Annotated in this window: 20 protein-coding genes and 1 tRNA gene; 10 read left to right on the plus strand and 11 right to left on the minus strand. The window is 70.5% G+C overall.

The window, feature by feature from the left end; all coding sequences use genetic code 11:
- Window positions 1–44: 44 nt before the first annotated feature.
- Window positions 45–647: a LysE family translocator gene (locus LR948_RS09940; protein ID WP_232753858.1), complete on the minus strand. Its 603-nt coding sequence runs from the start codon at window positions 645–647 to the stop codon at window positions 45–47.
- Between the two features lie 325 nt (window positions 648–972).
- Between LR948_RS09940 and LR948_RS09945 the strand changes: the two genes are divergently transcribed.
- From LR948_RS09945 to LR948_RS09965, 5 genes are all read left to right on the plus strand, one after another.
- Window positions 973–1431, plus strand: a complete 459-nt coding sequence (locus LR948_RS09945; protein ID WP_232753859.1) for a GAF domain-containing protein — start codon at window positions 973–975, stop codon at window positions 1429–1431.
- Window positions 1428–2039: a LysE family translocator gene (locus LR948_RS09950; protein ID WP_232753860.1), complete on the plus strand. Its 612-nt coding sequence runs from the start codon at window positions 1428–1430 to the stop codon at window positions 2037–2039. Before LR948_RS09945 ends, LR948_RS09950 begins: the two co-directional genes overlap by 4 nt.
- Window positions 2040–2069: 30 nt before the next feature.
- Window positions 2070–2681 (plus strand): LysE family translocator, encoded by a 612-nt coding sequence (locus LR948_RS09955; RefSeq protein WP_232753861.1) that lies wholly within the window; start codon window positions 2070–2072, stop codon window positions 2679–2681.
- Window positions 2682–2894: 213 nt separating this feature from the next.
- Window positions 2895–3791, plus strand: coding sequence for a homocysteine S-methyltransferase family protein (locus LR948_RS09960; RefSeq protein WP_232753862.1), 897 nt, complete (start codon window positions 2895–2897; stop codon window positions 3789–3791).
- Window positions 3784–4440 carry an RluA family pseudouridine synthase gene (locus LR948_RS09965; RefSeq protein ID WP_232753863.1) on the plus strand — a complete coding sequence of 219 codons (657 nt, stop codon included), beginning with the start codon at window positions 3784–3786 and terminating at the stop codon, window positions 4438–4440. The genes LR948_RS09960 and LR948_RS09965 overlap by 8 nt, the downstream gene beginning before the upstream one ends.
- Before the next feature lie 393 nt (window positions 4441–4833).
- Here LR948_RS09965 and truB read toward each other — a convergent pair whose 3' ends face one another.
- The 8 genes from truB to LR948_RS10005 form a co-directional block, all read right to left on the minus strand.
- Window positions 4834–5739, minus strand: coding sequence for a tRNA pseudouridine(55) synthase TruB (truB, locus tag LR948_RS09970; protein WP_232753864.1), 906 nt, complete (start codon window positions 5737–5739; stop codon window positions 4834–4836).
- A 93-nt stretch (window positions 5740–5832) separates the two neighbouring features.
- Window positions 5833–6024, minus strand: coding sequence for a Trm112 family protein (locus tag LR948_RS09975; RefSeq protein ID WP_232753865.1), 192 nt, complete (start codon window positions 6022–6024; stop codon window positions 5833–5835).
- Complete coding sequence (locus LR948_RS09980) at window positions 6021–6665, minus strand: LON peptidase substrate-binding domain-containing protein (RefSeq protein ID WP_232753866.1); 645 nt, start codon at window positions 6663–6665, stop codon at window positions 6021–6023. Before LR948_RS09980 ends, LR948_RS09975 begins: the two co-directional genes overlap by 4 nt.
- Before the next feature lie 27 nt (window positions 6666–6692).
- On the minus strand, window positions 6693–7604 hold the full coding sequence (gene trxA / locus LR948_RS09985; RefSeq protein ID WP_232753867.1) for a thioredoxin: 912 nt from the start codon (window positions 7602–7604) through the stop codon (window positions 6693–6695).
- A 93-nt stretch (window positions 7605–7697) separates the two neighbouring features.
- A complete protein-coding gene (locus LR948_RS09990; protein ID WP_232753868.1) occupies window positions 7698–8486 on the minus strand; it encodes an exodeoxyribonuclease III in 789 nt (262 codons plus the stop codon).
- Window positions 8487–8725: 239 nt separating this feature from the next.
- Window positions 8726–9751 carry a succinylglutamate desuccinylase/aspartoacylase family protein gene (locus tag LR948_RS09995; RefSeq protein ID WP_232753869.1) on the minus strand — a complete coding sequence of 342 codons (1026 nt, stop codon included), beginning with the start codon at window positions 9749–9751 and terminating at the stop codon, window positions 8726–8728.
- 69 nt (window positions 9752–9820) lie between these two features.
- Entirely contained in the window at window positions 9821–11095 is a 1275-nt protein-coding gene (locus LR948_RS10000) for a multidrug effflux MFS transporter (protein WP_232753870.1), read from the minus strand.
- A gap of 161 nt (window positions 11096–11256) precedes the next feature.
- Window positions 11257–11910, minus strand: coding sequence for a peroxiredoxin (locus tag LR948_RS10005; protein WP_232753871.1), 654 nt, complete (start codon window positions 11908–11910; stop codon window positions 11257–11259).
- 144 nt (window positions 11911–12054) lie between these two features.
- On the opposite strand from LR948_RS10005, the gene LR948_RS10010 reads away from it, so the two are divergent.
- A complete protein-coding gene (locus LR948_RS10010; protein WP_232753872.1) occupies window positions 12055–13500 on the plus strand; it encodes an aldehyde dehydrogenase family protein in 1446 nt (481 codons plus the stop codon).
- 112 nt (window positions 13501–13612) lie between these two features.
- Here LR948_RS10010 and LR948_RS10015 read toward each other — a convergent pair whose 3' ends face one another.
- Window positions 13613–14287 carry a GntR family transcriptional regulator gene (locus LR948_RS10015; RefSeq protein WP_232753873.1) on the minus strand — a complete coding sequence of 225 codons (675 nt, stop codon included), beginning with the start codon at window positions 14285–14287 and terminating at the stop codon, window positions 13613–13615.
- A gap of 256 nt (window positions 14288–14543) precedes the next feature.
- The gene (locus LR948_RS10020) at window positions 14544–15248 is read right to left on the minus strand and encodes a M48 family metallopeptidase (RefSeq protein ID WP_232753874.1); all 705 of its coding nucleotides are present in this window, start codon (window positions 15246–15248) and stop codon (window positions 14544–14546) included.
- Between the two features lie 116 nt (window positions 15249–15364).
- On the opposite strand from LR948_RS10020, the gene LR948_RS10025 reads away from it, so the two are divergent.
- The 4 genes from LR948_RS10025 (at window position 15365) to LR948_RS10040 (ending at window position 22616) form a co-directional block, all read left to right on the plus strand.
- On the plus strand, window positions 15365–15688 hold the full coding sequence (locus LR948_RS10025; RefSeq protein ID WP_232753875.1) for a TIGR02300 family protein: 324 nt from the start codon (window positions 15365–15367) through the stop codon (window positions 15686–15688).
- 101 nt (window positions 15689–15789) lie between these two features.
- Window positions 15790–15865 (plus strand) — tRNA-Ala (locus LR948_RS10030).
- A 1217-nt stretch (window positions 15866–17082) separates the two neighbouring features.
- Window positions 17083–19530: a mechanosensitive ion channel domain-containing protein gene (locus LR948_RS10035; RefSeq protein ID WP_232753876.1), complete on the plus strand. Its 2448-nt coding sequence runs from the start codon at window positions 17083–17085 to the stop codon at window positions 19528–19530.
- Window positions 19531–19724: 194 nt separating this feature from the next.
- The gene (locus LR948_RS10040; protein ID WP_232753877.1) at window positions 19725–22616 is read left to right on the plus strand and encodes an error-prone DNA polymerase; all 2892 of its coding nucleotides are present in this window, start codon (window positions 19725–19727) and stop codon (window positions 22614–22616) included.
- Window positions 22617–22704: the final 88 nt, after the last annotated feature.

Below are 22704 nucleotides of genomic sequence, written 5' to 3' on the forward strand. Positions count from 1 at the left end.
ATATGCCGCGCGACGCCCTGTTTTGCAACCGGATGCGGGCGCGCTCAGCGCAGGATCACCGGGATCAGCGAGGCTACGAGCAGCCCGGCCATGGTCCAGTTGAAGACCCGCAGCCGCGCGGGCTGCTGCAGGAAGCGCCTGAGCTGGGTGCCAAGCGCCGTCCAGCCGGTGGTCGAGATCGCCGAACAGGCCACATAGGCGGCCACCACCCAGAGCACCGCGCCGAGGCTGCGCCCCGAGGCGTAGAGCGTGATCGCCGAGAGCGCCATGGACCAGGCCTTGGGGTTCACCCATTGGAACGAGGCCGCCTCGAAGAACGACAGGGGCTTGCCGGTGGCGGGGCCCTGGCCGCCCTTCTCGGGGGCGGCGGCATTGGCGATCTTCCAGGCCAGGAACAGCATGTAGCCGACCGAGAGCACCGTCAGGATGGTGTAGAGCGGCGGCCAGAGGTCGAAGAGCCGCATCACCCCGAGCCCGACGCAGAAGCACATCGCCGGAAAGCCCAGCCCGATGCCCAGCATATGCGGCACCGTGCGGCGGAAACCGAAGTTCGCGCCCGAGGCCATCAGCATGAAGTTGTTCGGCCCCGGCGTGATGACGGTGACGAAGGCGAAGGCCAGGAGGGCGGGCAGGAGCTCGGGTATCATGCGGCGCAGAATCCGCGAAACGGCGGATGATGCAATCGGCTTTTTGCGCCGTGGGGGCGCGGGGCGGCGAACCGGTCCAAAGGAATTTCGGCCGTTGCGGTGCGGCGCCCGAACCAATCCCCGGGAAATTGCGTGGCCGGGGTGTGGCACCCGAACCGGCCCCGGGGATATGCGCTGCTGGGGTGTGGCTCCCGAACTGGCCCCCTGAGAAATTCCGCCGCCCGAGCGCCACCCTCGAACCGGCCCCCGGAACCGCGCCCCGGCCTTGCCGGCGCGGGCCGGGCGCGATAGCCCGGCGGGGCACGGCAGCAAGCGGAGGCAAGCGATGCGCGCGGATTATGACGAGCTGGCCAAGACCATCGGCGCCCTGACCGAGGGCGAGACCGACAGCGTGGCGCTCATGGCGACGCTGGTCTGCGAGCTGCACCACGCCGACGACCGCTTCGACTGGACCGGCTTCTACCGCGTCACCGCGCCCGAGCTTCTGAAGATCGGCCCCTACCAGGGCGGCCACGGCTGCCTGGTGATCCCCTTCGACCGGGGCGTCTGCGGCGCCGCCGCGCGCACCGGCGAGACCCAGCTCGTTGACGACGTCGAGGCCTTCCCGGGCCATATCGCCTGTTCCAGCTCCACCCGTTCCGAGATCGTGCTGCCGGTCTGGACCGGGGCGGGGCGTCTCCTGGGCGTCCTCGACATCGACAGCGACTTGCCCGGCGCCTTCGACGCAACCGACGCCAAGGCGCTGGCGGCGATCCTCAAGACCACCTTCGAGCGGGCGGAATGAGCCCAGCGGACTGGCTCGTCTTCGCGGGCTTCTGGGTGATCTTCGTCACCTCGCCGGGGCCGAACGCGGTCAACTGCATCCAGAACGGCATGAGCCACGGCTTTCTGCGCGCGCTCTGGGGCGTTGCGGCGATCCTGACCCAGGCGGCGCTGTTTCTCGGGCTCTCGGCGCTGGGCATCACCGCGCTTCTGACCAAGGCCCCGGCGCTGTTCCTCGCGGCCAAGGTGGCCGGGGCGGCGGTGCTGATCTGGCTGGGCCTGCGCGGCTGGCGGCGCGCGGCACAGCCTCTGGCCGCCGAGCCCTCGGAGCGCGGGCGGATCTACGGCCGCGCCTTCGCGGTCGCCACGATCAACCCCAAGAGCGTCGCGGGCTACCTCGCCGCCTTCTCGCAGTTCGTCGCCCCCGACGTGCCGATCGGCCAGCAGATGTGGGTCATCGTGCCGACCGCGCTGAGCATCACCGCGGCGAGCTACGCCAGCTACACCGCGCTCGGCGCCTGGATCGGGCAGGCCGCGCTCGGGGCGGTTGCGAACCGGGTCGTGAGGCGTATCCTCGCGGCCTGTTTCATCTTCTACGGGCTGGCGCTGGGGGCCACGATCTTTGTCTGAGCACCACATTCTCACCCGCGCGGGGCGGCCATGATCGCCCTGCCCGAGACCGCGACGCTCCTGGCCTTCCTGGGCGCAGGGCTGGCGGTGAACCTCACCCCCGGGGCGGATGTGATGTTCGCCCTGGCCTCGGGGGCGCGCGGCGGCCCGCGGGCGGGGCTCGCGGCGGCGGCGGGCGTCAGCATCGGCTGCCTGGGCCATGTGCTCCTGGTGGCCTTCGGCGTGGCGGCGGCGCTCAGGGCGCTGCCCGGCGCCTTCGAGGTCATCCGCTGGGCCGGAGCGGGCTACCTTCTGTTCCTGGCCTGGCGGGCCTGGCGCGCGCCGCCGGGGGTGACGGGCGAGGGCAGCACCGGGCTGGCCCAGGCCTTCCGGCGCGGGGTGATCACCAACCTTCTCAACCCCAAGGTGGCGCTGTTTATCCTGGCCTTCCTGCCGCAATTCGCCGACCCCGCGCGCGGGCCGGTCTGGTCGCAGCTCCTGAGCCTCGGGGCGCTTTTCGTGGCCACGGCCTTCGTCGTGACCGGCGCCTATGGCGCGGCGGGCGGGGCGCTGCGGCACGTGCTGGCGGCGCGGGGCCGGCTCTTGAACCGGATCGCGGCGCTGGTCTTCGGCGGGCTGGCGGTTAGGTTGGCCTGGGGATAGACCCCGTGGGAGAGACGTGTCGTGCGGAGCCTTGGGGCCATCGGCTTGGGCCGGGTCCGAGGAGCCGGACGCGACAGGACCGAGGGCCCGGGGCCTCCAAAAGGGCCCCAAGCGGGGCGCACCCCCGGAACCACCAAGACCCGGCGGAACCACCCGCCGGAGACGCACAGACCGGGCCACCCCCGGTCACGCCAGGAGACGAAAGGAGCGGGCATGGCCAAGATCACATTGCTGGATGGCGGGCTCGGACAGGAGCTGATCCGCCGCTCGGGCGAGGCGCCGACCCCGCTCTGGGCGACGCAGGTGATGATCGACCGGCCCGGGCTGGTGCAGCAGGTGCACGAGGATTTCTTCCGCGCCGGGGCCAGCGTCGCCATGGCCAACACCTATGCGATCCTGCCCGACCGGCTCGAACGCGCGGGCCTCTCGGACCGCATCGAGGAGTTCCGCGCCGCCGCCCTGGCCGAGGCCGAATGGGCCCGCGACGCTCATGGCAAGGGCCGGATCGCCGGCTGCATCGGGCCGCTCGGCGCCTCCTACCGCACCGATGTCTTCCCGGGCATGGAAACCGCGGTCGCCACCTATTCCGAGATCGTCCGCCGCATGGCCCCAGAGGTCGACGTGATCGTCTTCGAGACCCAGGCCACGCTCGAGAACCTCGAGGCGGCGCTGCGCGCGGGCCGCGAGAGCAGCCGCCCGGTCTGGGTGGCGATCACCGTCGACGACGCGGACGGCAGCAAGCTGCGCTCGGGCGAGCCCGTCTCCGAGGCCGTGGCGCTGGCCGAGAAGGGCGGCTGCCAGGCGATCCTCGCCAATTGCTCGGCGCCCGAGGCCATGGGCCCGGCGCTCGACATCCTGGCCCGCTCCGAGCTGCCCTTCGGCGCCTATGCCAACGCCTTCTCGGGGCTGACCAAGGAGTTCCTGACGCCCGACCCGACGGTCGACGCGCTTTCCACCCGGCGCGACATGGGGCCGGAACGCTACGCGGGCTTCGCGCTCGACTGGGTGCGCCGCGGGGCGACCATCGTCGGCGGCTGCTGCGAGACCGGGCCGGACCACATCCGCGCCATCGCCGAGGCGCTGCGCAACGACGGCCACGAGATTGTCTGAGACCCGCGCCGACTACGACCCCCCGCAAGGAGAGATCCCCGTCCTGCACGCCGATCACGAGATCCTCGTGGTCGACAAGCCGGCCGGGCTTCTGTCGGTGCCCGGCAAGGGGCCGGAGCTGGCCGACTGCCTGATCGCCCGGCTCTCGGTGGCCTTCCCCGAGGTGCTCCTGGTGCACCGGCTCGACCGCGACACCTCGGGCGTGATGGTCTTCGCGCTGACCCCGCATGCGCAGCGCCACCTCGGGCTGCAGTTCGAGAAGCGGCAGGTGAAGAAGACCTATGTCGCCCGGGTGACCGGCGAGATGACCGAGCCCCGGGGCGAGATCGACCTGCCGATCGCCGTCGACTGGCCGAACCGCCCGCGCCAGAAGATCGACCACGCCGAGGGCCGCCCCGCCTTCACCGCCTGGAAGCTGCAACGCAAGGGCGCGGGCGAAAGCCGGGTGCGGCTCTTCCCGAAGACCGGGCGCTCGCACCAGCTGCGGGTGCACATGCTGGCGCTCGGCCACCCGATCCTGGGCGATCCGCTCTACGCCGGAGAGGCGGCGGGCGAGCACCCCCGGATGATGCTGCACGCAGAGGAGCTGCGCCTGCGCCACCCCGACGGCGGGCGCGGCATGCAGTTCCGCGCCAAGCCGCCGTTCTAGGGCGCTTTTGAGGTGCTGCGCTGGCTGTGAGGCCGGGGGGCCAGCCCCCCGGACCCCCCGAGGTAATTTTGCCAAGCTGAAGGGCGGGGCGGGGGGGCTGGTTGTGGGTCTTGGCGCGCCGGTTTGGAGCGTGGGTTTCGTGGCGCCTGCGGGACCGGGGGCCCGCCCCCGGACCCCCGAGGTATTTTTGCCAAGCTGAAGAGCGGGGCGGGGCGCTGGTTGAGGGGCGCGGCGCGCTGTTCTGGCGGGTGGGTCTCGTGGGGCCTGCGGGACCGGGAGCCAGCCCCCCGGACCCCGAAGAGTGTTCGCCAAGGTGAGGAGCGGAAGCGGGCGCGCGGTTTCACACGCGGGCCGCTTCGCCCCTACCGCACGCATCCGCGCGCGTCTTCGCCCCTAGCGCGCGAAGACGCGCGCGGGGTGCAACTGACCCGCCTTGAACCGGCCGACGGCCACGGCGCGGCCTTCGCAGGAGGCCCAGCATTCCTCGCCGTAGTCGATGTCCTGGGCGAGCACCATGCCGGGGTTGCCGTTGCGGATCTTCTGGGCTTCCTCGGGGCTGCAACGGGTCTCGGGCAGCTCGGTCAGGCCGTGCTCCAGCGGCAGCAGATGGGCGTCGAGCGCGGGATCCTTGGCCAGCCGTTCGACCTCTTCGAGGCTCAGGCCCTGGGCGGCCTCGAAGGGGCCCGACCAGGTGCGGCGCAGTTCGCGGACATGGCCGAGGCAGCCCAGCCGCTCGCCGAGGTCGCGCGCCACGCTGCGCACGTAGCCGCCCTTGCCGCAGACCATCTCGAGGGTGACGTGATCGGCGTCGGGACGGTCGATCAGGGTCAGCTCCTCGACCCAGAGCGGGCGGGCGGCGATCTCCATCTCCTCGCCGTCGCGGGCGCGCTTGTAGGCGCGTTCGCCGTCGATCTTCACCGCCGAGAACTGCGGCGGAACCTGCATGATCTCGCCCACGAAACCGTTGAGCGCCTCCTTGATCTCGGCGTCCTCGGGGCGCGCCTCGGAGGTGGCGATCACCTCGCCCTCGGCATCGTCGGTGTTGGTGGCCGCACCCAGGCGCACGGTGAAGCGATAGGCCTTCAGCGCGTCGGTGACATAGGGCACGGTCTTGGTCGCCTCGCCCAGGGCCACGGCCAGGACGCCCGTCGCCTCGGGATCGAGCGTGCCCGCATGGCCCGCCTTCTTCGCGGTGAGCGCCCAGCGCACCTTGTTGACCACCGCGGTCGAGGTGACCCCCGCGGGTTTGTCGATCACCAGCCAGCCGGAAATGTCACGACCCTTGCGCGCGCGTCCCATGAGACCTCCTTCGGAACAGAGGCGCGGGGCGTAGCCCAGGGCCGCGGGGCTGTCAATTCCGCTTGGGGAAAGGGGGGGGGGCGGGAGCGGCGCTCAGGCCGGGTCGTCGAGCACCCGCGCCTCGGCGCGCAGCATGACCGGAATGCCGTCGCGGATCGGATAGGCGAGATTGGCGGTCTCGCTGACCAGCTCCTGGCGCTCGGCGTCGTAGCGCAGGGTGCCCTGGCTTTCGGGGCAGATCAGCCCGTCGAGCATGCGGCGGTCGAACCCGGGGCCCTCGGTCATTGCATCAGGTCTCCGTGATCGTCGCCCGAGCGCAGCGCGTATTCCAGAAGCGTCACCAGCGTCTCGCGCCGGGTCGAGAGGCAGGGCGCCTCGAGCAGGGCCTGCTTCTCCTCGGGGTCGAAGTCGAGCAGCATGGCCAGGGAGTTGATCAGCAGCTCGTCGTCGGCCTCTTTCAGGCTCTCCCAGTCGGCGGAGAGCTCGCGGGCCGAGAAGAACCGGTCGAGGATCGACAGGAAGCGGCGGCGGTCGAAGCTGCCGTCCTCCTCGGTGGCGCCGCGGTCGGCCTCGAAGCCGGCCCAGTCGACCCGGGCGCGGCGGTAGGGGGTGAAACCGTCCACTTCCTCGATCAGCCGGTAGCGCGAGATGCCGGTGAGGGTGACCATGTAGCGCCCGTCTTCGGTCTCGGAGAACTGCGTCACCCGGCCGGCGCAGCCGATCCGGTGCAGGGCCTTGTCGTTGCCCGGCACCGGGTTCGGCTGGACCATGCCGATGAGCCGCGCGTCGGTCTTCAGCATGTCGTCGAACATCTGCAGGTAGCGCGGCTCGAAGAGGTGCAACGGCAGATGCGCCCGCGGCAGCAGGAGCGCGCCGGGCAACGGGAAGAGCGCGATTGTCTCGGGTAGATCCGCGAGCCTTGACATGAGGGTTCAGCTAGCGTCCCGGGCGCCTCAGGCAAATATCATCGAGGTGAGTTTCCGGCGGCCGTTCAGAACGATCGGATCGCTGGGCTTGAGCGCGTCGAAGATGGTGAAGAGCTGCTGCTTCGCGGCGCCCTCGTTCCATTCGCGGTCGCGGCGGAACAGCTCGAGAAGCTGGTCCACCGCCTCTTCGGTGCGCCCGCCCGCGTGCAGCGCCTGGGCGAGGTCGAAGCGCGCCTGGTGATCGGCGGGATCCGCGGCGACCTTGGCCTCGAGCTCGGCGATCGGCCCGGCCTGTTCGGCCTGGCGCGCCAGTTCGATCTGGGCGCGGGCGGCCTCGAGCTCGGCGGCCTCGGAAATCTCGGCCGGGGCGCCGTTCAGGATCGCCTCGGCCTGGTCGGGATCCCCCGCCGCCAGCGCGATGCGCGCCAGCCCGCCGTAGGCCGCGGCGTTGTTCGGGTCCTCGCCGATCACCGCCTGGAAGATCTGCTGGGCGTCCTCGAGCTGGCCGGCCTCGATCATCTCGTCGGCCGCGGCGAGCGCGTCATCTAGCCCGCCCGAAGTGTCGCCGCCGCCCATCTTGGCGAGCTGTTCGACGAACTGCTTCACCTGGCTTTCGGGCACCGCGCCCTGGAAGCCGTCGACCGGCTGGCCCTTGTGGAAGGCATAGACCGTCGGAATCGACTGGATGCGCAGCTGGCCGGCGATCTGCTGAGCCTCGTCGACATTGACCTTGGCCATCTTGACCGCGCCGCGCTGCGCGCGCACCGCCGCCTCGATCTGCGGGCCGAGGGTCTTGCAGGGGCCGCACCAGGGCGCCCAGAAGTCGACGATGACCGGCACCTCCTGGCTGGCCTCGATGACCTCTTTCATGAAGTCCTGTTCGGCGACGTCCTTGATGATGTCGGCGTCGTTCTGGGCGGTCGTTCCGAGCTCGATCATGGGGCGTTGCTCCCTCTTCGTCGGCGGTGAATCCAATGGCAGCTAGATGGCGCTCGCGGCGCCGTGATGCAAGGGCGGGTCTGCGCGCGTCTCTCAGAGGTCGAAGCTGGCGAAGACCGGCGCGTGGTCCGAGGGCTGCTCCCAGCCGCGCACCGGGCGCAGGATGCGGCTGCCATGGGCGGCCCCGGCGATGTCCGGCGTGGCCCAGATGTGGTCGAGCCTCCGGCCCTTGTCGGCGGCGTCCCAGTCGGGCGAGCGGTAGGACCACCAGGAGTAGAGCTGCCCCTCGGGGATGTCGGCGCGGGTGACGTCGACCCAGCCGCCGGCCTCCTGGGCGGCGCCCAGGTGCTCGACCTCGACGGGAGTGTGCGAGACCACCTTGACCATCTTCTTGTGGGACCAGACGTCGTCTTCGCGGGGGGCGATGTTCAGATCGCCCACCAGGATCGCGCGCTCGGGGCGCTCCGCGTGGAACCAGTCGCGCATCTCGGTGAGGTAGTCGAGCTTCTGGCCGAACTTCTCGTTCACCGCGCGGTCGGGTTTGTCGCCGCCCGCGGGGACGTAGAAATTGTGGATGGTTGTGCCGTCCTCGAGCCGCCCGGCGACGTGGCGAGCGTGGCCGAGGGCGGCGAAATCCTTGTCCCCGGCATCCTCGATCGGCAGTTTCGACAGGATCGCGACGCCGTTGTAGCCCTTCTGCCCGCGGGCGACCATGTGCCGGTAGCCGAGCTCGCGGAAGCGCTCCATGGGGATCTTCTCGACCGGGCTCTTGCACTCTTGCAGGCAGAGGATGTCGGGGGCCTCCTCGGTCAGGAGCCGCGCGACGAGGCCCTCGCGCAAGCGCACGGAGTTGATGTTCCAGGTGGCGAGCGTGAAGGGCATAGGGTCTCTCTCCTGTCGGGCGGGCCCGGTCTGGCGCATCGCCGGGGCCATGGCAAGGGGCGGGGGGCGGTGTGGTCTGCCTGCGGCCAGCGGTTGGGCCGCGGTCGGGGGCGGTGTTGGATTGTCCGGCGGGGGGTGTTCGCCGCGCAGCGTGTGGCGTGTTGTCGGTCGGATCAGGCGCTGCGGCTGGCGGCGTGCCGTCGGCCGGGGCGCGGCGGCCCTTTGCGCCCCACGCGGTGTCAGATGATCTCGTCCTCGTCGTAGAGCGCCGGCACGTCGAGGTGGTCGGCCATGGCGTCGGGCTCCACCGGGCGGGCCGGGGTGGCGACGTGGAAGCAGGCGTCGCCCTCGTTCACCACCGGCAGGTTGGTGCGCCCGATCACCACGCCGCTGGCGGGCGCCGGGATCTCGGCGTCGACATGGCCGAAGGGGTCCGAGATGATGCCGATGGTCTCGCCGTCCTCGACCCAGTCGCCCGCCGCCTTCAGCGTCCTGAGAAGCCCGCCCGAGGGCGCCCGCGCCCAGGTCGAGGCCTTGCAGAAGACCGAGGCGCCGCGCGCCTTCGGCACCCCGCGGGCCGAGATCATGCCCAGGTGGTTCAGCACCCGCAGGATGCCCGCGACGCCCGCCCGCGCGGCGGTCTCGTCAAAGCGCAGCCCTTCGCCCGCCTCATAGAGGAGGACGTCGACCCCGGCCTCGTCGGCGGCCTCGCGGAGCGAGCCCTCGCGCACCCGGGAGGTCATGGTGACCGGCGCGGCGAAAGCCTGGCCCAGCTCGGCCAGCCGGGGGTCGTTGGGGGTCAGGCGGATCTGCGGCAGGTTGGTGCGCCCGACGGCGGCGGAATGCAGGTCGATGCCGACGTCGCAGCGGGTGACGATCTCCGTCAGGAAGATGTCTGCGAGCCGCGCGGCCAGCGAGCCCTCGGCATGGCCCGGGAAGGAGCGGTTCAGGTCGCGGCGGTCGGGCAGGTAGCGCGACTGGTTCAGGAAGCCGAAGGTATTGACCACCGGCACCGCGATCAGCGTGCCCGCGAGCCGCGACAGCGGCTGGGCGCGCAACAGGCGGCGGACGATCTCCACGCCGATCACCTCGTCGCCGTGGATCGCGGCGGAGACGAAGACCGTGGGGCCGGGGCGGCGGCCGTGGATCACCTCGGCCGAGAGCGTCACCGGCGTGTGGTCGGAGAGGACCGAGACCGGCAGGTTCACCGTGGCGCGGCTGCCGGGGGCGACGCGGGTCTCGCCGATGACGAAGTCCTGGGTCATGCTGCTCTCGCTTGCTTGGGCGGCTCGCGCCCCGCGATACGCTGCGGGACGGGCCTGGGCAACCGCCGCTCAGGCGCGGCGGCGCTGGTAGAGGCCCCAGCCTTCGGCATAGGCGGCCAGCGTCAGCGCGATCACGCCCAGGACCGCGAAGCCCGCGAACATCGGCAGCACCGTGCCGTCATAGAGAAGCCCCAGGCAGGCGCCGATGATGCCGCCGCCCAGCGTCTGGATCGTGCCCAGCACCGCCGAGGCGGTGCCCGCGACCTGGCCCAGCTCTTCCATGGCGAGCGCGTTGAAGTTCGCCGGGATGAAGCCGAAGAAGCAGAACTGCGGGATCAAGAGCACCAGGAACAGCGCGAAAGGCGTGGCGCCGCCCCAGCTCCAGGCCAGGACGAAGTGCAGCGCGCCCAGCGCGGCGAAGCCGGTCAGCGCGCCGTGGCTCAGCCGGCGGGTGCCGAAGATCCGCACCAGCCGCGAGTTGGCGAAGCTCGAGACCGCCATGAAACAGGCGACCAGCGCGAAGTAGACCGTGAACTCCGGCCCGATCTCGTAGACCTCGGTGTAGATCTGCTCGGCCTGGCTGACGAAGGAGAAAAGCACCCCGAAGAAGGCGCCGGTGGCCAGCGTGTAGCCGAAGGCGCGGCGGTTGGTGAAGATCAGGCGGAAGGCCTCGAAGACGCGGCGGCCGGTCAGCTCGCGGCGGTCCTCCTCGCGCAGGGTCTCGGGCAGGCGGAACCAGGTCCAGACCAGCGCCGCGAAGCCGAAGAGGAACATCGCCAGCGCCAGCACCCGCCAGCTGCCGAAAAGCAGGATGCCCGAGCCGAGGTTGGGCGCCAGGACCGGCATGACCATGAAGACCATCATCACCAGCGACATGACCGAGGCCATGGCCTCGCCCTTGAAGCGGTCGCGCACCACCGAAAGCGCCACCACCCGCGTCGAGGCCGCCCCGAGCCCCTGCACGAAGCGCAGCGCCAGAAGCGCGCCGAAGGTGGGCGCGAAGGCGGCCAGAACCGCGGCGACGCAGTAGATCCCGAGGCCCGTGAACAAGACGGGGCGTCGCCCGAAGCGGTCCGAGAGCGGGCCGTAGATCATCTGCGCCCCGCCGAAGCCCACCACATAGGCGCCGATCACCAGCTGGCGGGCGTTCTCGCTCTCGACGTTCAGCGCCGCGCCGATCTCGGAGAGGCCGGGGATGTAGATGTCGATCGCGGCGGCGTTCAGCGCCATGAGGAAGGCGACCATGGCCACGAACTCCCAGTAGGGAATCCGCTCCGCCGCCGAGGTCGGGCGGCGGTTGTGCGGGGTGGTCGCGGCCGAGGGCGAAACAGCGGGATGGGGCATCAGGGACAAACCAAAGGTCGGATCAGAAAAGCAAAGGGCCCGGCGTGGCATCCACACCGGGCCCGTCTGCCTTATCTATGCCGAACCTCAGCGGTTCAATGCCGCGAAGAGCGCGCCTGCGCAGACCGGCCCCGGTCTGAGCGCACATCCGGCGCGCAGGATCACTCGGGCAGCTTGGCCATCCGCAGGTAGGGCAGCACGGTCTGATACTGGCCGAAGCGCTCGCGGGCGTCCTCGTCGCTGACGGTCGCGGGGATCACCACGTCCTCGCCCACCGACCAGTTGGCCGGGGTCGCGACGGTATGGGTCGCGGCGGTCTGCAACCCGTCGAGGGCGCGCAGCACCTCGGCGAAGTTGCGGCCGACGTTCATCGGGTAGGTCATCGACAGCTTCAGCTGCTTGTCCGGCCCGATGATGAAGACCGCGCGCACGGTGGCGGTGTCGTTGGGGGTGCGGCCGTCGGGCAGATAGGCCTCGGCGGGCAGCATGCCGAAGGCCTTGGAGACCTCGAGCCCGCTGTCGGCGATGATCGGGAAGGCGGGGTCGGCGCCGCCGGCCTTCTCGATGTCCTTCTTCCAGGACTTGTGCTCCTCGACGCCGTCGACGGAGACGCCGATCACCTTGACGCCGCGCTTGTCCCATTCGTCCTTGAGCTGGGCCACGGCGCCGAACTCGGTGGTGCAGACGGGGGTGAAGTCCTTGGGGTGCGAGAAGAGGATCGCCCAGCTGTCGCCGACCCACTCGTGCAGGCTGAAGGAGCCGAGGTCGGTCTCGACGGTGAGATCGGGGATCGTTTCGTTGATGCGCAGGGACATGAGGACCTCCTATCGGGGTGTGACGCCTTCTACCTAATGGGAAGCGCGGGCCATTGCATCCCCTCGGGCGCGGTATCATTCTCATGCGGAAGATGATCAAATTTCGCGCCGCCCCCGGGGGCGGCCCGAGCCGGGGGAAAGACCATGATCGACAAGCGCGAGTTCTACATCGACGGGGCCTGGATGGCGCCGAAAGAGGGGCGCGACCACGCGGTGGTCGACCCCGCCACCGAAGAGCCCTTTGCCACCATCTCGCTGGGCGGCCAGGCCGACACCGATGCCGCCGTGGCCGCCGCGCGGGCGGCGCTGCCGGGCTGGATGGCGACCCCGCCGGCCGAGCGCATCGCCGCGGTCGAGCGGCTCGCCGCCGCCTACCAGGAGCGCACCGAGGACCTCGCCCAGGCGATGAGCCGCGAGATGGGCGCCCCGATCGACCTGGCGCGCAAGAGCCAGGCCATGGCCGGGGCCTTCCACCTGAAGAACTTCATCCGCGCCGCCAAGGACTTCGCCTGGGAGGCGCCGCTCGGCGATCACGCGCCGAACGACCGGATCATCCACGAGGCGGTGGGCGTCTGCGCGCTGATCACGCCCTGGAACTGGCCGATGAACCAGATCACCCTGAAGGTCGGCGCGGCGGCGGTCGCGGGCAACACCATGGTGCTGAAGCCCTCCGAGGAAAGCCCGCTCTCGGCGATGATCTTCGCCGAATGCATCGAGGCGGCGGGCTTCCCCGAGGGTGTCTTCAACCTGGTCAACGGCGACGGCGCGGGCGTGGGCTCGCAGCTCTCGGCGCATCCCGATGTCGACATGGTCAGCTTCACAGGCTCGACCCGCGCCGGGCGGCTCATTTCCATCGCCGCGGCGGACACGCTGAAGCGCGTGCACCTCGAGCTCGGCGGCAAGGGCGCGAACCTGATCTTCTCCGATGCCGACGACAAGGCGGTGAAGCGCGGCGTGTTGCACATGATGCAGAACACCGGCCAGAGCTGTAACGCGCCCTCGCGGATGATGGTCGAGGCGGGCATCTACGACCGTGTCGTCGAAGAGGCCGCCGAGGTCGCGGGCAAGGTCACGGTCGGGCCCTCCTCCGAGGAGGGGCGGCACATCGGCCCGGTGGTGAACCGCACCCAGTGGGACAAGATCCAGGGCCTGATCCAGACCGGCATCGACGAGGGCGCGCGGCTGGTCGCCGGGGGCCCCGGCCTGCCCGAGGGCGTGAACAAGGGCTACTACGTGCGCCCGACGGTCTTCGCCGATGTCACCCCTGAAATGACCATCGCCCAGGAGGAGATCTTCGGTCCGGTCCTGTCGATCATGCGCTTCGAGGACGAGGCCGAGGCGCTGCGGATCGCCAATGACACGCCCTACGGGCTGACCAACTACGTGCAGACCCAGGACGGCGCGCGGCGCAACCGGCTGGCGCGCGGGCTGCGCTCGGGCATGGTCGAGATGAACGGCGAAAGCCGCGGGCCCGGTTCGCCCTTCGGCGGCATGAAGATGTCCGGCAACGGCCGCGAGGGCGGGCCCTGGGGCATCCATGACTTCGTGGAGGTGAAGGCCGTGGCCGGCTGGGATCCCGAGGCGGCCTGAGCCGTTGCAGCAGTCGAAATGAAGAACCCCCGGCAACACCGCCGGGGGTTTTTTGTTTTGCGAGAGGCGCGCAGGCCCCGCTCGGCGGGTTCACGTCTGGACAGCCGCCCGCTCAGGCGACCAGCATCTTCAGCCCCTGCGTCACGTCCGAGCGCACCGCGAGCCGCAGCGAGGGCTCGTCGCCCGCCTTCAGCGCCGCGATGATCAACCGGTGGTATTGCGGCGCCTCGGTGCGCCTGAGCCGCGCGTAAAGCGCCCGCATCGTCGGCCCGAGCTGCAGCCAGACGGTCTCGGCCATGGCCAGCATGGCCGGCGCCTGGGCGCGCAGGTAGAGCGTGCGGTGAAACTCGAGGTTGGTGCGGATGTAGCCCACCGCGTCGCGGTTCGAGACCACGTCCGAGATCGCGCTGTTGATGGTCTGGAGCCGGTCGATCAGCGCGATATGCGCGCGGGGCAGGGCGCGGGAGGCGAGCTCGACCTCGATCAGCGCGCGCAGGGCGGCCAGCTCCTCGATCCGCTCCGAGGTCAGCTCGGGCGTGCCGATCCGCCCCGAGGCCGACATCGAGAGCGCGCCTTCCGCGACCAGCCGGTTCACCGCCTCGCGGGCGGGCGTCATGGAGACGCCGAACTCGCGCCCGATGCCGCGCAGGGTCAGGGGCTCGCCCGGGGCCATCTGGCCGAACATGATGCGCGAGCGCAGCCCGCGGTAGACGCGGTCATGCGCCGAAGGCGCGGCCTCGGCGACGCGGGGGGCGGTCACGGGCCCGGGGCGGGGTGTCGATAACATGGGCCAGATGTGTGATCACAAATGCCGCCGCGGTCAATCGGGAAAGCGTCTGGCGGGGTGGTGAAGGGCAGGTGCAAAGAGGAGGAGCGGGGAGCGTATTGTGCCGCTCCCCTTGGGAGCGCGTGGCCTGTGCGCTACGGACGGCCCTCCGCGTTAAGCTACCGAAGCTACCGAAGCTACCGGGCCCCGGCGTGTCTCAGCCGCCCCGTCAGTGCAACGCACTCCGCGCCGCCTCGCCAGGACGGCCACCCGACCTTCACTCCGCGTCCCCCGCCTCGAAGCGGTAGCGGTGCAGACCCGTCCCGTGCCGGCGCAGCCAATCGCGCGGGGCCGACCAATCGCCGTAGAGCCGCGTGACCAGCGCCCAGAAGCGCCGCGAATGGTTCATCTCCTGCAGATGCGCCACCTCGTGGGCGGCCACGTAGTCCAGCACCTCGGGCGGCGCGAGGATCAGCCGCCAGGAATAGGACAGCGCCCCCTCCGAGGAGCAGGACCCCCAGCGCGAGCGCGTGTCCCTCAGCGTGATCCGGCTGTAGTCCCGCCCGAGGCTGCGCGCGTGCCGGTCCGAGGCCTCGGCCAGCCGCTCGCGCGCCAGGGTCTTCAGGAAGCCCAGCGCGCGCGGAGCGATTCGCGCCTCGGGTCCGGGCACCAGCAGCGCGCCCTCGTGCAAAGTGACCCGCCGCCCGGTGCCGGGAGTGATGAGACGCGGGCGTCCCTCGATCGGCAGTTCGGCCCCGGGGCCGATCGCCACGGGCGCCTCCTGCTGGGCCAGGTGGCCGCGCAGCCAGCCCTCCTTTTCGCGCAGGAAGGCCAGCCCCTCGCGCTCGGGCACGCGCGCGGGCAGGGTCAGCGTCACCCGCCCGTCGATGCCCGACATCCTGAGCGAGATCCGCCGCGCGCGCTTGGAGCGGCGCAGCGTGACCGCGATGGGCGGGTTGCCGGCAAGTTCGATCACACCCATATGGGCCTCTGACAGATGCAGCGGGGCGCGCGTGTCAAAGCCTTTGACACCGCCCGGGCCTTATGGCAGGTGCCCCGAATTGTCCGCAAGAACGACGAGATTGAAAGGGACTTCGCATGGCGAAGGAAGAATGGGGCGTCAAACGGGTCTGCCCGACGACCGGCAAGCGGTTCTACGACCTGAACCAGGATCCGGTGATCAGCCCTTACACGGGTGAGGTCGTCGAGGTCGAGACCGGCAAGCGCAGCATGATCGCCGCGGATTCCGCCGATGGTGCGAGCCGCAAGTCCAAGTCGAAGAAATCCGAAGAGACCGAGTCGACCGAGGACGATGATGTCGATGTCGACCTGGGCGACGACGACGTTCTGGACGACGACGAGGACGACGACAACGTCTCGCTGGACGAGATCGCGGACGTCTCCGAGAACGACGACGACTGATCCGGGCGGGCCTTGGCGAAAAGGGAAATTTTCCCCTTGAACCCCCAGGGCCCACTCGATATCTGACGCGACACACGGCCTCGAGGGGCCGCGTCAGGAACGGGGCCTTAGCTCAGCTGGGAGAGCGCCTGCATGGCATGCAGGAGGTCAGGGGTTCGATCCCCCTAGGCTCCACCAACCTCCTCTTGCGGGAGGGATGGGAACCGCCCTTGGGGGCGGTTTTTTGTTTTTGGGGTTGGTGGTTTGGAGCGCGAATGGCGCGGGGTCGTAGTGCGGCGCACCGCTCCGCTCAGTTCCGGGATCAACGCGTAATCTTTCGCCGTCTCCCACCTCTCCACGACCTCCCACCGTCAGCCACCCAAAGCCCCTCCTTTGCGCCCGAACAGCACCGAAGGTGCCACGCAGAGGCCCAAGCGGCCTCTTGTGTCCGAAGGGCACCTAAGCGGCCACGCTGAGTCCAAAGCCCCTCCTTGCGTCCGAACAGTTCCGAAGGTGGCCCGCAGGGGCCCAAGCGACGTCTTGCGTCCGAAGGGCACCGAAGATGCCACGCTGGGTCCAAAGCCGCTTCTTGCGCCCGAATAGCACCGAAGGTGCCGGGCGCGCGCCGGACCGGCCCCTTGGGCCGGCGCTCCTTGGAGTGGTGCGCTTAGCTTGTCGTTTGTCCTGACCTTGCTGGGATAAAGCGCATAGCTCAGAGGGCAGCAGCGCCGGCCCCCGGTCCGGCGCGCGCCCTCTGGTGCGCAGGGTTGAGAGGGCAGAGGGGCGGTGCGTTTCGGCGACGGGGTGGGGGCTGCCGTCCCGGGGGTGTGGGGCGCCGGGAGAGTGGAGCGATTGGCCCGCATTGCTGAGCGCAGTGTGGTCATCGGTTCCGAACCAGCCGCCTCTGCTTTTGAGCCCACCGTTCCCGCTCGGAATCACCCGATCCCGCTTCCAACCACCCGAGCCGCTCCGATGCACCGGCCTTCACGCCACGCGAGCCCGCGTCGACGCGCTGGCCTTCACGCCACCCCAGCCCGCTCCGATGCGCCGGCCGTCACGGCACGCCACGCCGCTCCAATCCGCCGGCCTTCACGCCACCCCAGCCCGCTCCGATCTGCCGACCTTCGCTCCACGCCACCCCAGGCGCTCCGAGCCAAGGGACCGGCTCCAAACGACGCACCCCACACCGAAATCCCACTGCTCTCAACCCAATCCCCGACGCCACCACAGGCGTTCCAAGCCAAGGGACCACACCCAAATCCCACCGCCCGCAACCCACTCCCCCGTGAACACCCCGGGAACACAACCGACTACTTGGTTGTTATGGGCCAAACCTTGCGCGATACCATCCCCTCGGCGGCCCCGGCCTTCGGGGCCGTTTTGCCGTCGTAAGGACCAGTAACGAGGGACCGTCGATGACCCGAAGCATCTTTGCCACGCTCGCCCGCCGGGTGCTGCCGCTGCAGCTCCTGGCGCTGAGCTTCCTGGCCTTTGTCGTGGCCGTCACCCCCGCCGAGGCGCCTGCGCAGGACGGCGCCGCCTCCGGCCAGACCGCCGAGGGCGCCGAAACCGAAGGAGCCGAAGGAGCCGCCGCCGAGGCGCCCTTTGCCATCGAGGCGCTCCTGCAGGTGCTGACCGACGAGGAGGCCCGCCAGACCCTGATCGCCGAGCTCGAGCGCATCGTCTCGGGCGAGGCCAGCCTCGAGACCGGGACGGAAACCGCCGCCGCGGAGACCACCGAGGAAGCGGCCCCCAGCGCCTCGATCGGCGCCCGGGTGGCCGAGTTCACCCAGGACGCCGCCCAGGGCATCGCCGGCAACGTGCTGGGGCTCTACGAGCGCGTCACCAGCGGCGAGACGGTGCTCGACGGGCTCTCGGGAGACGAGATCGCGGTGCTGCTGGAAGCCTTCCAGGCGCTGATCCTGGTCATCGTCGTCACGGTTGCGGTCTACCTGCTGCTCCGGCGGATGCTGGTGCCGCTCTACTCGCGGATGGGCCAGCGCGCCGAAGAGGCCAATGCGCTCCGCACGGTCTTCATCTTCATCGAGTCGCTGCTTCTGGACATCCTGACGGTCATCGCGGCCTGGGGCATCGGCTATGTCATCGCCGTCACGCTCCTGGGCGACGCGGGCCAGGTCGGCTTCCGCCAGGCGCTCTATCTCAACGCCTTCCTGCTGGTCGAACTGGTCAAGGTCGCGGTCCGGGCGATCATCTCGCCGGCCAGCGGCGGTCTGCGGCTCGTCAATGTCGCCAACCGCGCGGCGGTCTCGCTCAACCGGCATGTGAACCTCGTGGTCAGCGTGCTGGGCTACGGGCAGCTCCTGATCGTGCCGATCGTGAACCGCAACGCCTCGCTGGCGGCGGGCACGGCGGTCTCGGCGATCCTGTCGATCGTGGTGCTGGCCTATCTCGTGGTGGTGGTGATCCGCAGCCGCGACGGCGTGGCCAACTGGATCGCGCGCCGGATCATGGCGCAGGACGCCGCCCCCGAGGAAGACGAGGACCCGCGCGCGCCGAAGCAGCGGCTGGGCGGCACGCTCGGCACGCTGACGCGCACCTGGCACTGGTTCGTGCTGGCCTACCTGGCCTTCATGGTCGCGGTGGTGCTGTCGCAGCCCAACGAGGTGGTCTTCGACTACATCCTGGGCTCGGCCAAGGTCTTCGCCGCGGTGCTCGTGGGCTCGGTCATCGTCGGTGCCATCGGCGGCTGGCTGCGCGAGGGCATCCACCTGCCCTCGGACCTGAGCAGCCGCCTGCCGCTTCTCGAGGACCGGCTGAACCGCATCGTGCCGAAGCTGCTGATCGGGCTGCGCGTCGTCGTCGCCCTCGCGGTGGTGCTCTACGCGGTGGACGCCATCGGGCTTCTGAACATCGGCGGCTGGCTGTCGAGCGACCTGGGCATCGAGGCTTCGGGGCGTCTTGTCTCGGTGGTGCTGATCCTGGCCGTGGCGGGGCTGATCTGGCTCGCCATGAACTCCTGGGTCGACTACCGGCTCAGCCCGGACACCGGCAAGGTGCCGACCTCGCGCGAGACGACGCTGCTGACGCTGATGCGCAACGCGGCCACCATCGTGCTGATCGTGCTGACGCTGATGTTCGCCCTGGCCGAGATCGGCATCAACATCGGGCCGCTCTTGGCCTCGGCCGGTGTCCTTGGCCTGGCCATCGGTTTCGGTGCGCAGAAGATGGTGCAGGACATCATCACCGGCGTCTTCATCCAGTTCGAGAACGCGATGAACGTCGGCGACGTGGTGACCGTGGGCGGGACCACCGGCGTGGTCGAGAAGCTGACCGTGCGCTCGGTCAGCCTGCGCGACCTGCAGGGGACCTATCACATCATCCCCTTCTCCTCGGTCGACATGGTGTCGAACTTCATGCGCGATTTCTCCTACTTCGTCTGCGACATGGGCATCGCCTACCGCGAGGACATCGAAGAGGCGAAACAGGCGATGTTCGACGGCTTCGCCGAGCTGCGCGAGGATCCCGACCAGAACGCGCTGATCCTCGGCGACCTGGAGTGGTTCGGCCTGAACTCCTTCGGCGACAGCGCCGTGGTGCTGCGGGCGCGGATCAAGACCGTGCCGGGCAGCCAGTGGGGCGTCGGCCGGGCCTACAACGGCATCCTCAAGCGGATCTTCGACGAGCGCGGGATCGAGATTCCCTTCCCGCACCAGACGATCTTCTTCGGCGAGGCCAAGGACGGGCGCACCCAGGCGCTGCGCCTGCGCAAGGCCGGCGACGAGGAGATCGAGGGCAGCGTTCAGGAAGAGCCGACCCCGGCCGAGAGCGCGGAGAGCGGCAAGCGTCCGACCCAGGACGCGCCGCCGGACGAGGAAGGCCCGGAGGGCGAACCGGGCCGCTGAGCCGGTCACAGGCTCTTGCCCGTGGAGAGATCAGGCGCCGCCCCTCGGGGCGGCGTCTGGCGTTTGAGGGGGTGGGCAATCGGTGCGGTGCCCCTCGCGCGACGTGCCGGCAGGGGGCCGCACCCGCGGGGCTGTGACTTCCATATAGAACAAAATAGGAACATAATGCCCTGTCGAAAGTGAGTCGCCCCCCGATGTCCGTCGAACTGAGCATCACCTCGAACTTCACCTTCCTGACCGGCGCCTCCCACCCGGAGGAATACATGGAGCGCGCCGCCCTCGAAGGGCTGGAGGCCATCGCCCTGGCCGATGAGAACTCGGTCGCGGGCATCGTGCGCGCCTTCCAGCGCCGCCGCGAGATCGCCCGCATCCAGGCCGAACGCGCCGAGGCCGAGGCGCGCGACGGCCCGATCGGCCCGCCCGCGCCGCCGGGCGCGCCCGCCGCGCCCTCGCTGTCGCTGACAAACCTGCCGCGGCTCATTCCCGCCGCCCGGCTGGTCTTCTCGGACGGGGTGGAGCTGACCGCGCTGGCCGCCAGCCGCGCGGGCTGGGCGCGGCTCTGCCGGCTGATCTCGAAGGGGCGGCTCCGGGCGGTGAAGGGCGCCTGCGAGCTGCGCCTGACCGACCTGATGGAGGGCGCCGAGGGGCTCGAGCTCTTGCTCTCGGGGCCCGAGCCCGCCGAGGAGCCGCGCTGGCGCCCGCTGGCCCGCCGGCTCGCCGCGCGCTTTCCCGACCGGCTGCACCTGGTCCTGGCGCCGCGCTACGACGGGCGCGACGCGGCGCGTTTCGACCGGCTGGCGGGGCTCGCGGCGGAGCTGGCGCTGCCGACCCTGGCCAGCGCCCGGCCGATCATGCACCACGGCCGCCGCCGCAAGCTCGCCGATGTGCTGACCGCGGTGCGCCAGGGCGTGCGGGTCGACGACCTGGGCCGCATGGCGCTGGCCAACGGCGAGCAGCGCCTGCGCTCGGAGCCCGAGATGCGCCGGCTGCTGGGCGCCCATGGGCCCGCGCTCGACCGCGCGGCGGAGCTGGCCCGGCGCTGCGACTTCGACCTCGGCACGCTGCGCTACGAATATCCCTCGGAGATCGCCGAGGGCGAGACCGCCGACGCGCGGCTGGCGCGGCTGGCGCGCGCGGGCCTGGCCTGGCGCTACCCCGGCGGCGCGCCCCAGCGGGTGCGTGACCTTCTCGAGCACGAGCTGGCGCTGATCCGGCAGTTGGCCTATGCGCCCTATTTCCTGACCGTGCGCGACATCGTGGCCTTCGCCCGCTCGCGCGACATCCTCTGCCAGGGGCGCGGCTCGGCGGCCAATTCGGTGGTCTGCTACTGCCTCGGCGTGACCTCGGTCAGCCCCGAGATCGGCACCATGGTCTTCGAGCGCTTCGTCTCCGAGGCCCGCGACGAGCCGCCCGACATCGACGTCGACTTCGAGCACGAGCGCCGCGAGGAGGTGATCCAGCACATCTACGAGCGCTACGGCCGCCACCGCGCGGGCCTTTGCGCCACGGTGATCCACTACCGCGGCAAGCGCGCCATCCGCGAGGTCGGCGCCGCCATGGGGCTCAGCCAGGACACCATCGGGGCGCTCTCCTCGCAGCTCTGGGGGTTCTTCTCGACCAGCGGCATGGAGGAGGCGCGGATGCGCGAGATCGGGCTCGACCCGGCGGATCCGCGGCTGCGGCTGACGCTCGAGCTGATCCAGGAGATCATCGGCTTCCCCCGCCACCTCAGCCAGCACGTCGGCGGTTTCGTGATCACCGAGGGACGGCTCGACGAGCTGGTCCCGGTGGAGAACGCCAGCATGGAGGACCGCACGGTTATCTGCTGGGACAAGGACGACATCGACGCGCTGGGCATCCTCAAGGTCGACGTGCTGTCGCTGGGCATGCTGACCTGCATCCGCAAGGCCTTCGACCTGGTGGCGCGGCACCACGGCGCCCGGCACAGCCTGGCGACCCTGCCGCCCGAGGACCCCAAGGTCTATGATATGCTCTGCCGGGCCGATTCCGTCGGGGTCTTCCAGGTCGAGAGCCGGGCGCAGATGAACTTCCTGCCGCGGATGAAGCCGCGCTGCTTCTACGACCTGGTGATCGAAGTGGCGATCATCCGCCCCGGGCCGATCCAGGGCGACATGGTGCATCCCTACATCCGCCGCCGCAACGGCGAGGAGCAGGTGAGCTTTCCCTCGGACGCCCTGGGCGAGGTGCTGGGCAAGACCCTGGGGGTGCCGCTCTTCCAGGAGCAGGCCATGCAGATCGCCATCATCGGCGCGGGCTTCACGCCTTCGGAGGCCGACCGCCTGCGCCGGGCGCTCGCCACCTTCAAGAAGCTCGGCCACGTGGGCGACTTCCGCGAGCGCTTCCTGCGCGGCATGGCGCGGAACGGCTACGCGCGGGAGTTCGCGGAGCGCTGCTTCAGCCAGATCGAGGGCTTCGGCTCCTACGGCTTTCCCGAAAGCCATGCGGCGAGCTTCGCGCTCCTGGTCTATGCCTCGGCCTGGCTGAAGTGCCACCACCCCGGGATCTTCGCCTGCGCGCTGCTGAACGCCCAGCCCATGGGTTTCTACGCCCCCGCCCAGATCGTCCGCGACGCCCGCGAACACGGCGTCGAGGTGCGCCCGGTGGCGATCAACGAGAGCTACTGGGACAACGTCATGGAGCCCGACGGCCAGGGCGGGCTGGCGCTGCGGCTGGGGTTCCGCCAGATCAAGGGCCTGGCCGAGGAGGACGCGGTCTGGCTGACCGCCGCGCGCGGCAACGGCTACCGCTCGGTGCGCGACGTCTGGCGCCGGGCCGGGCTGGGCGCGCGGGTGCTGACCCGGCTCGCCGAGGCGGATGTCTTCGCCGGGCTGGCGCTCAGCCGCCGCGACGCGCTCTGGGAGGCGCGGGCGCTGTCCGAGACCGGCGAGCTGCCGCTTTTTGCCGGCGACATGGAGGGCGAGGCGATCCGCGAGCCCGCCGCGGTCCTGCCCGCGATGACCGAGGGCGAGGAGGTGGTCGAGGATTACGTCGCCATGCGCCTCACCCTGCGCCGCCACCCGGTGGCGCTCCTGCGCCATATCCTGACGCCGGGGCGGGCGGCGTGAGTTTGGCGCGGGGGGATCGCCCGGGCCCGGCATCGAGCCGGCCCCGGCCGACCGAGAGGCGCTGCCTCTCGGGCTCTCCGGAGTATTT

Source organism: Roseivivax sp. GX 12232, from assembly GCF_021272185.1.
Lineage (GTDB): Bacteria > Pseudomonadota > Alphaproteobacteria > Rhodobacterales > Rhodobacteraceae > Roseivivax.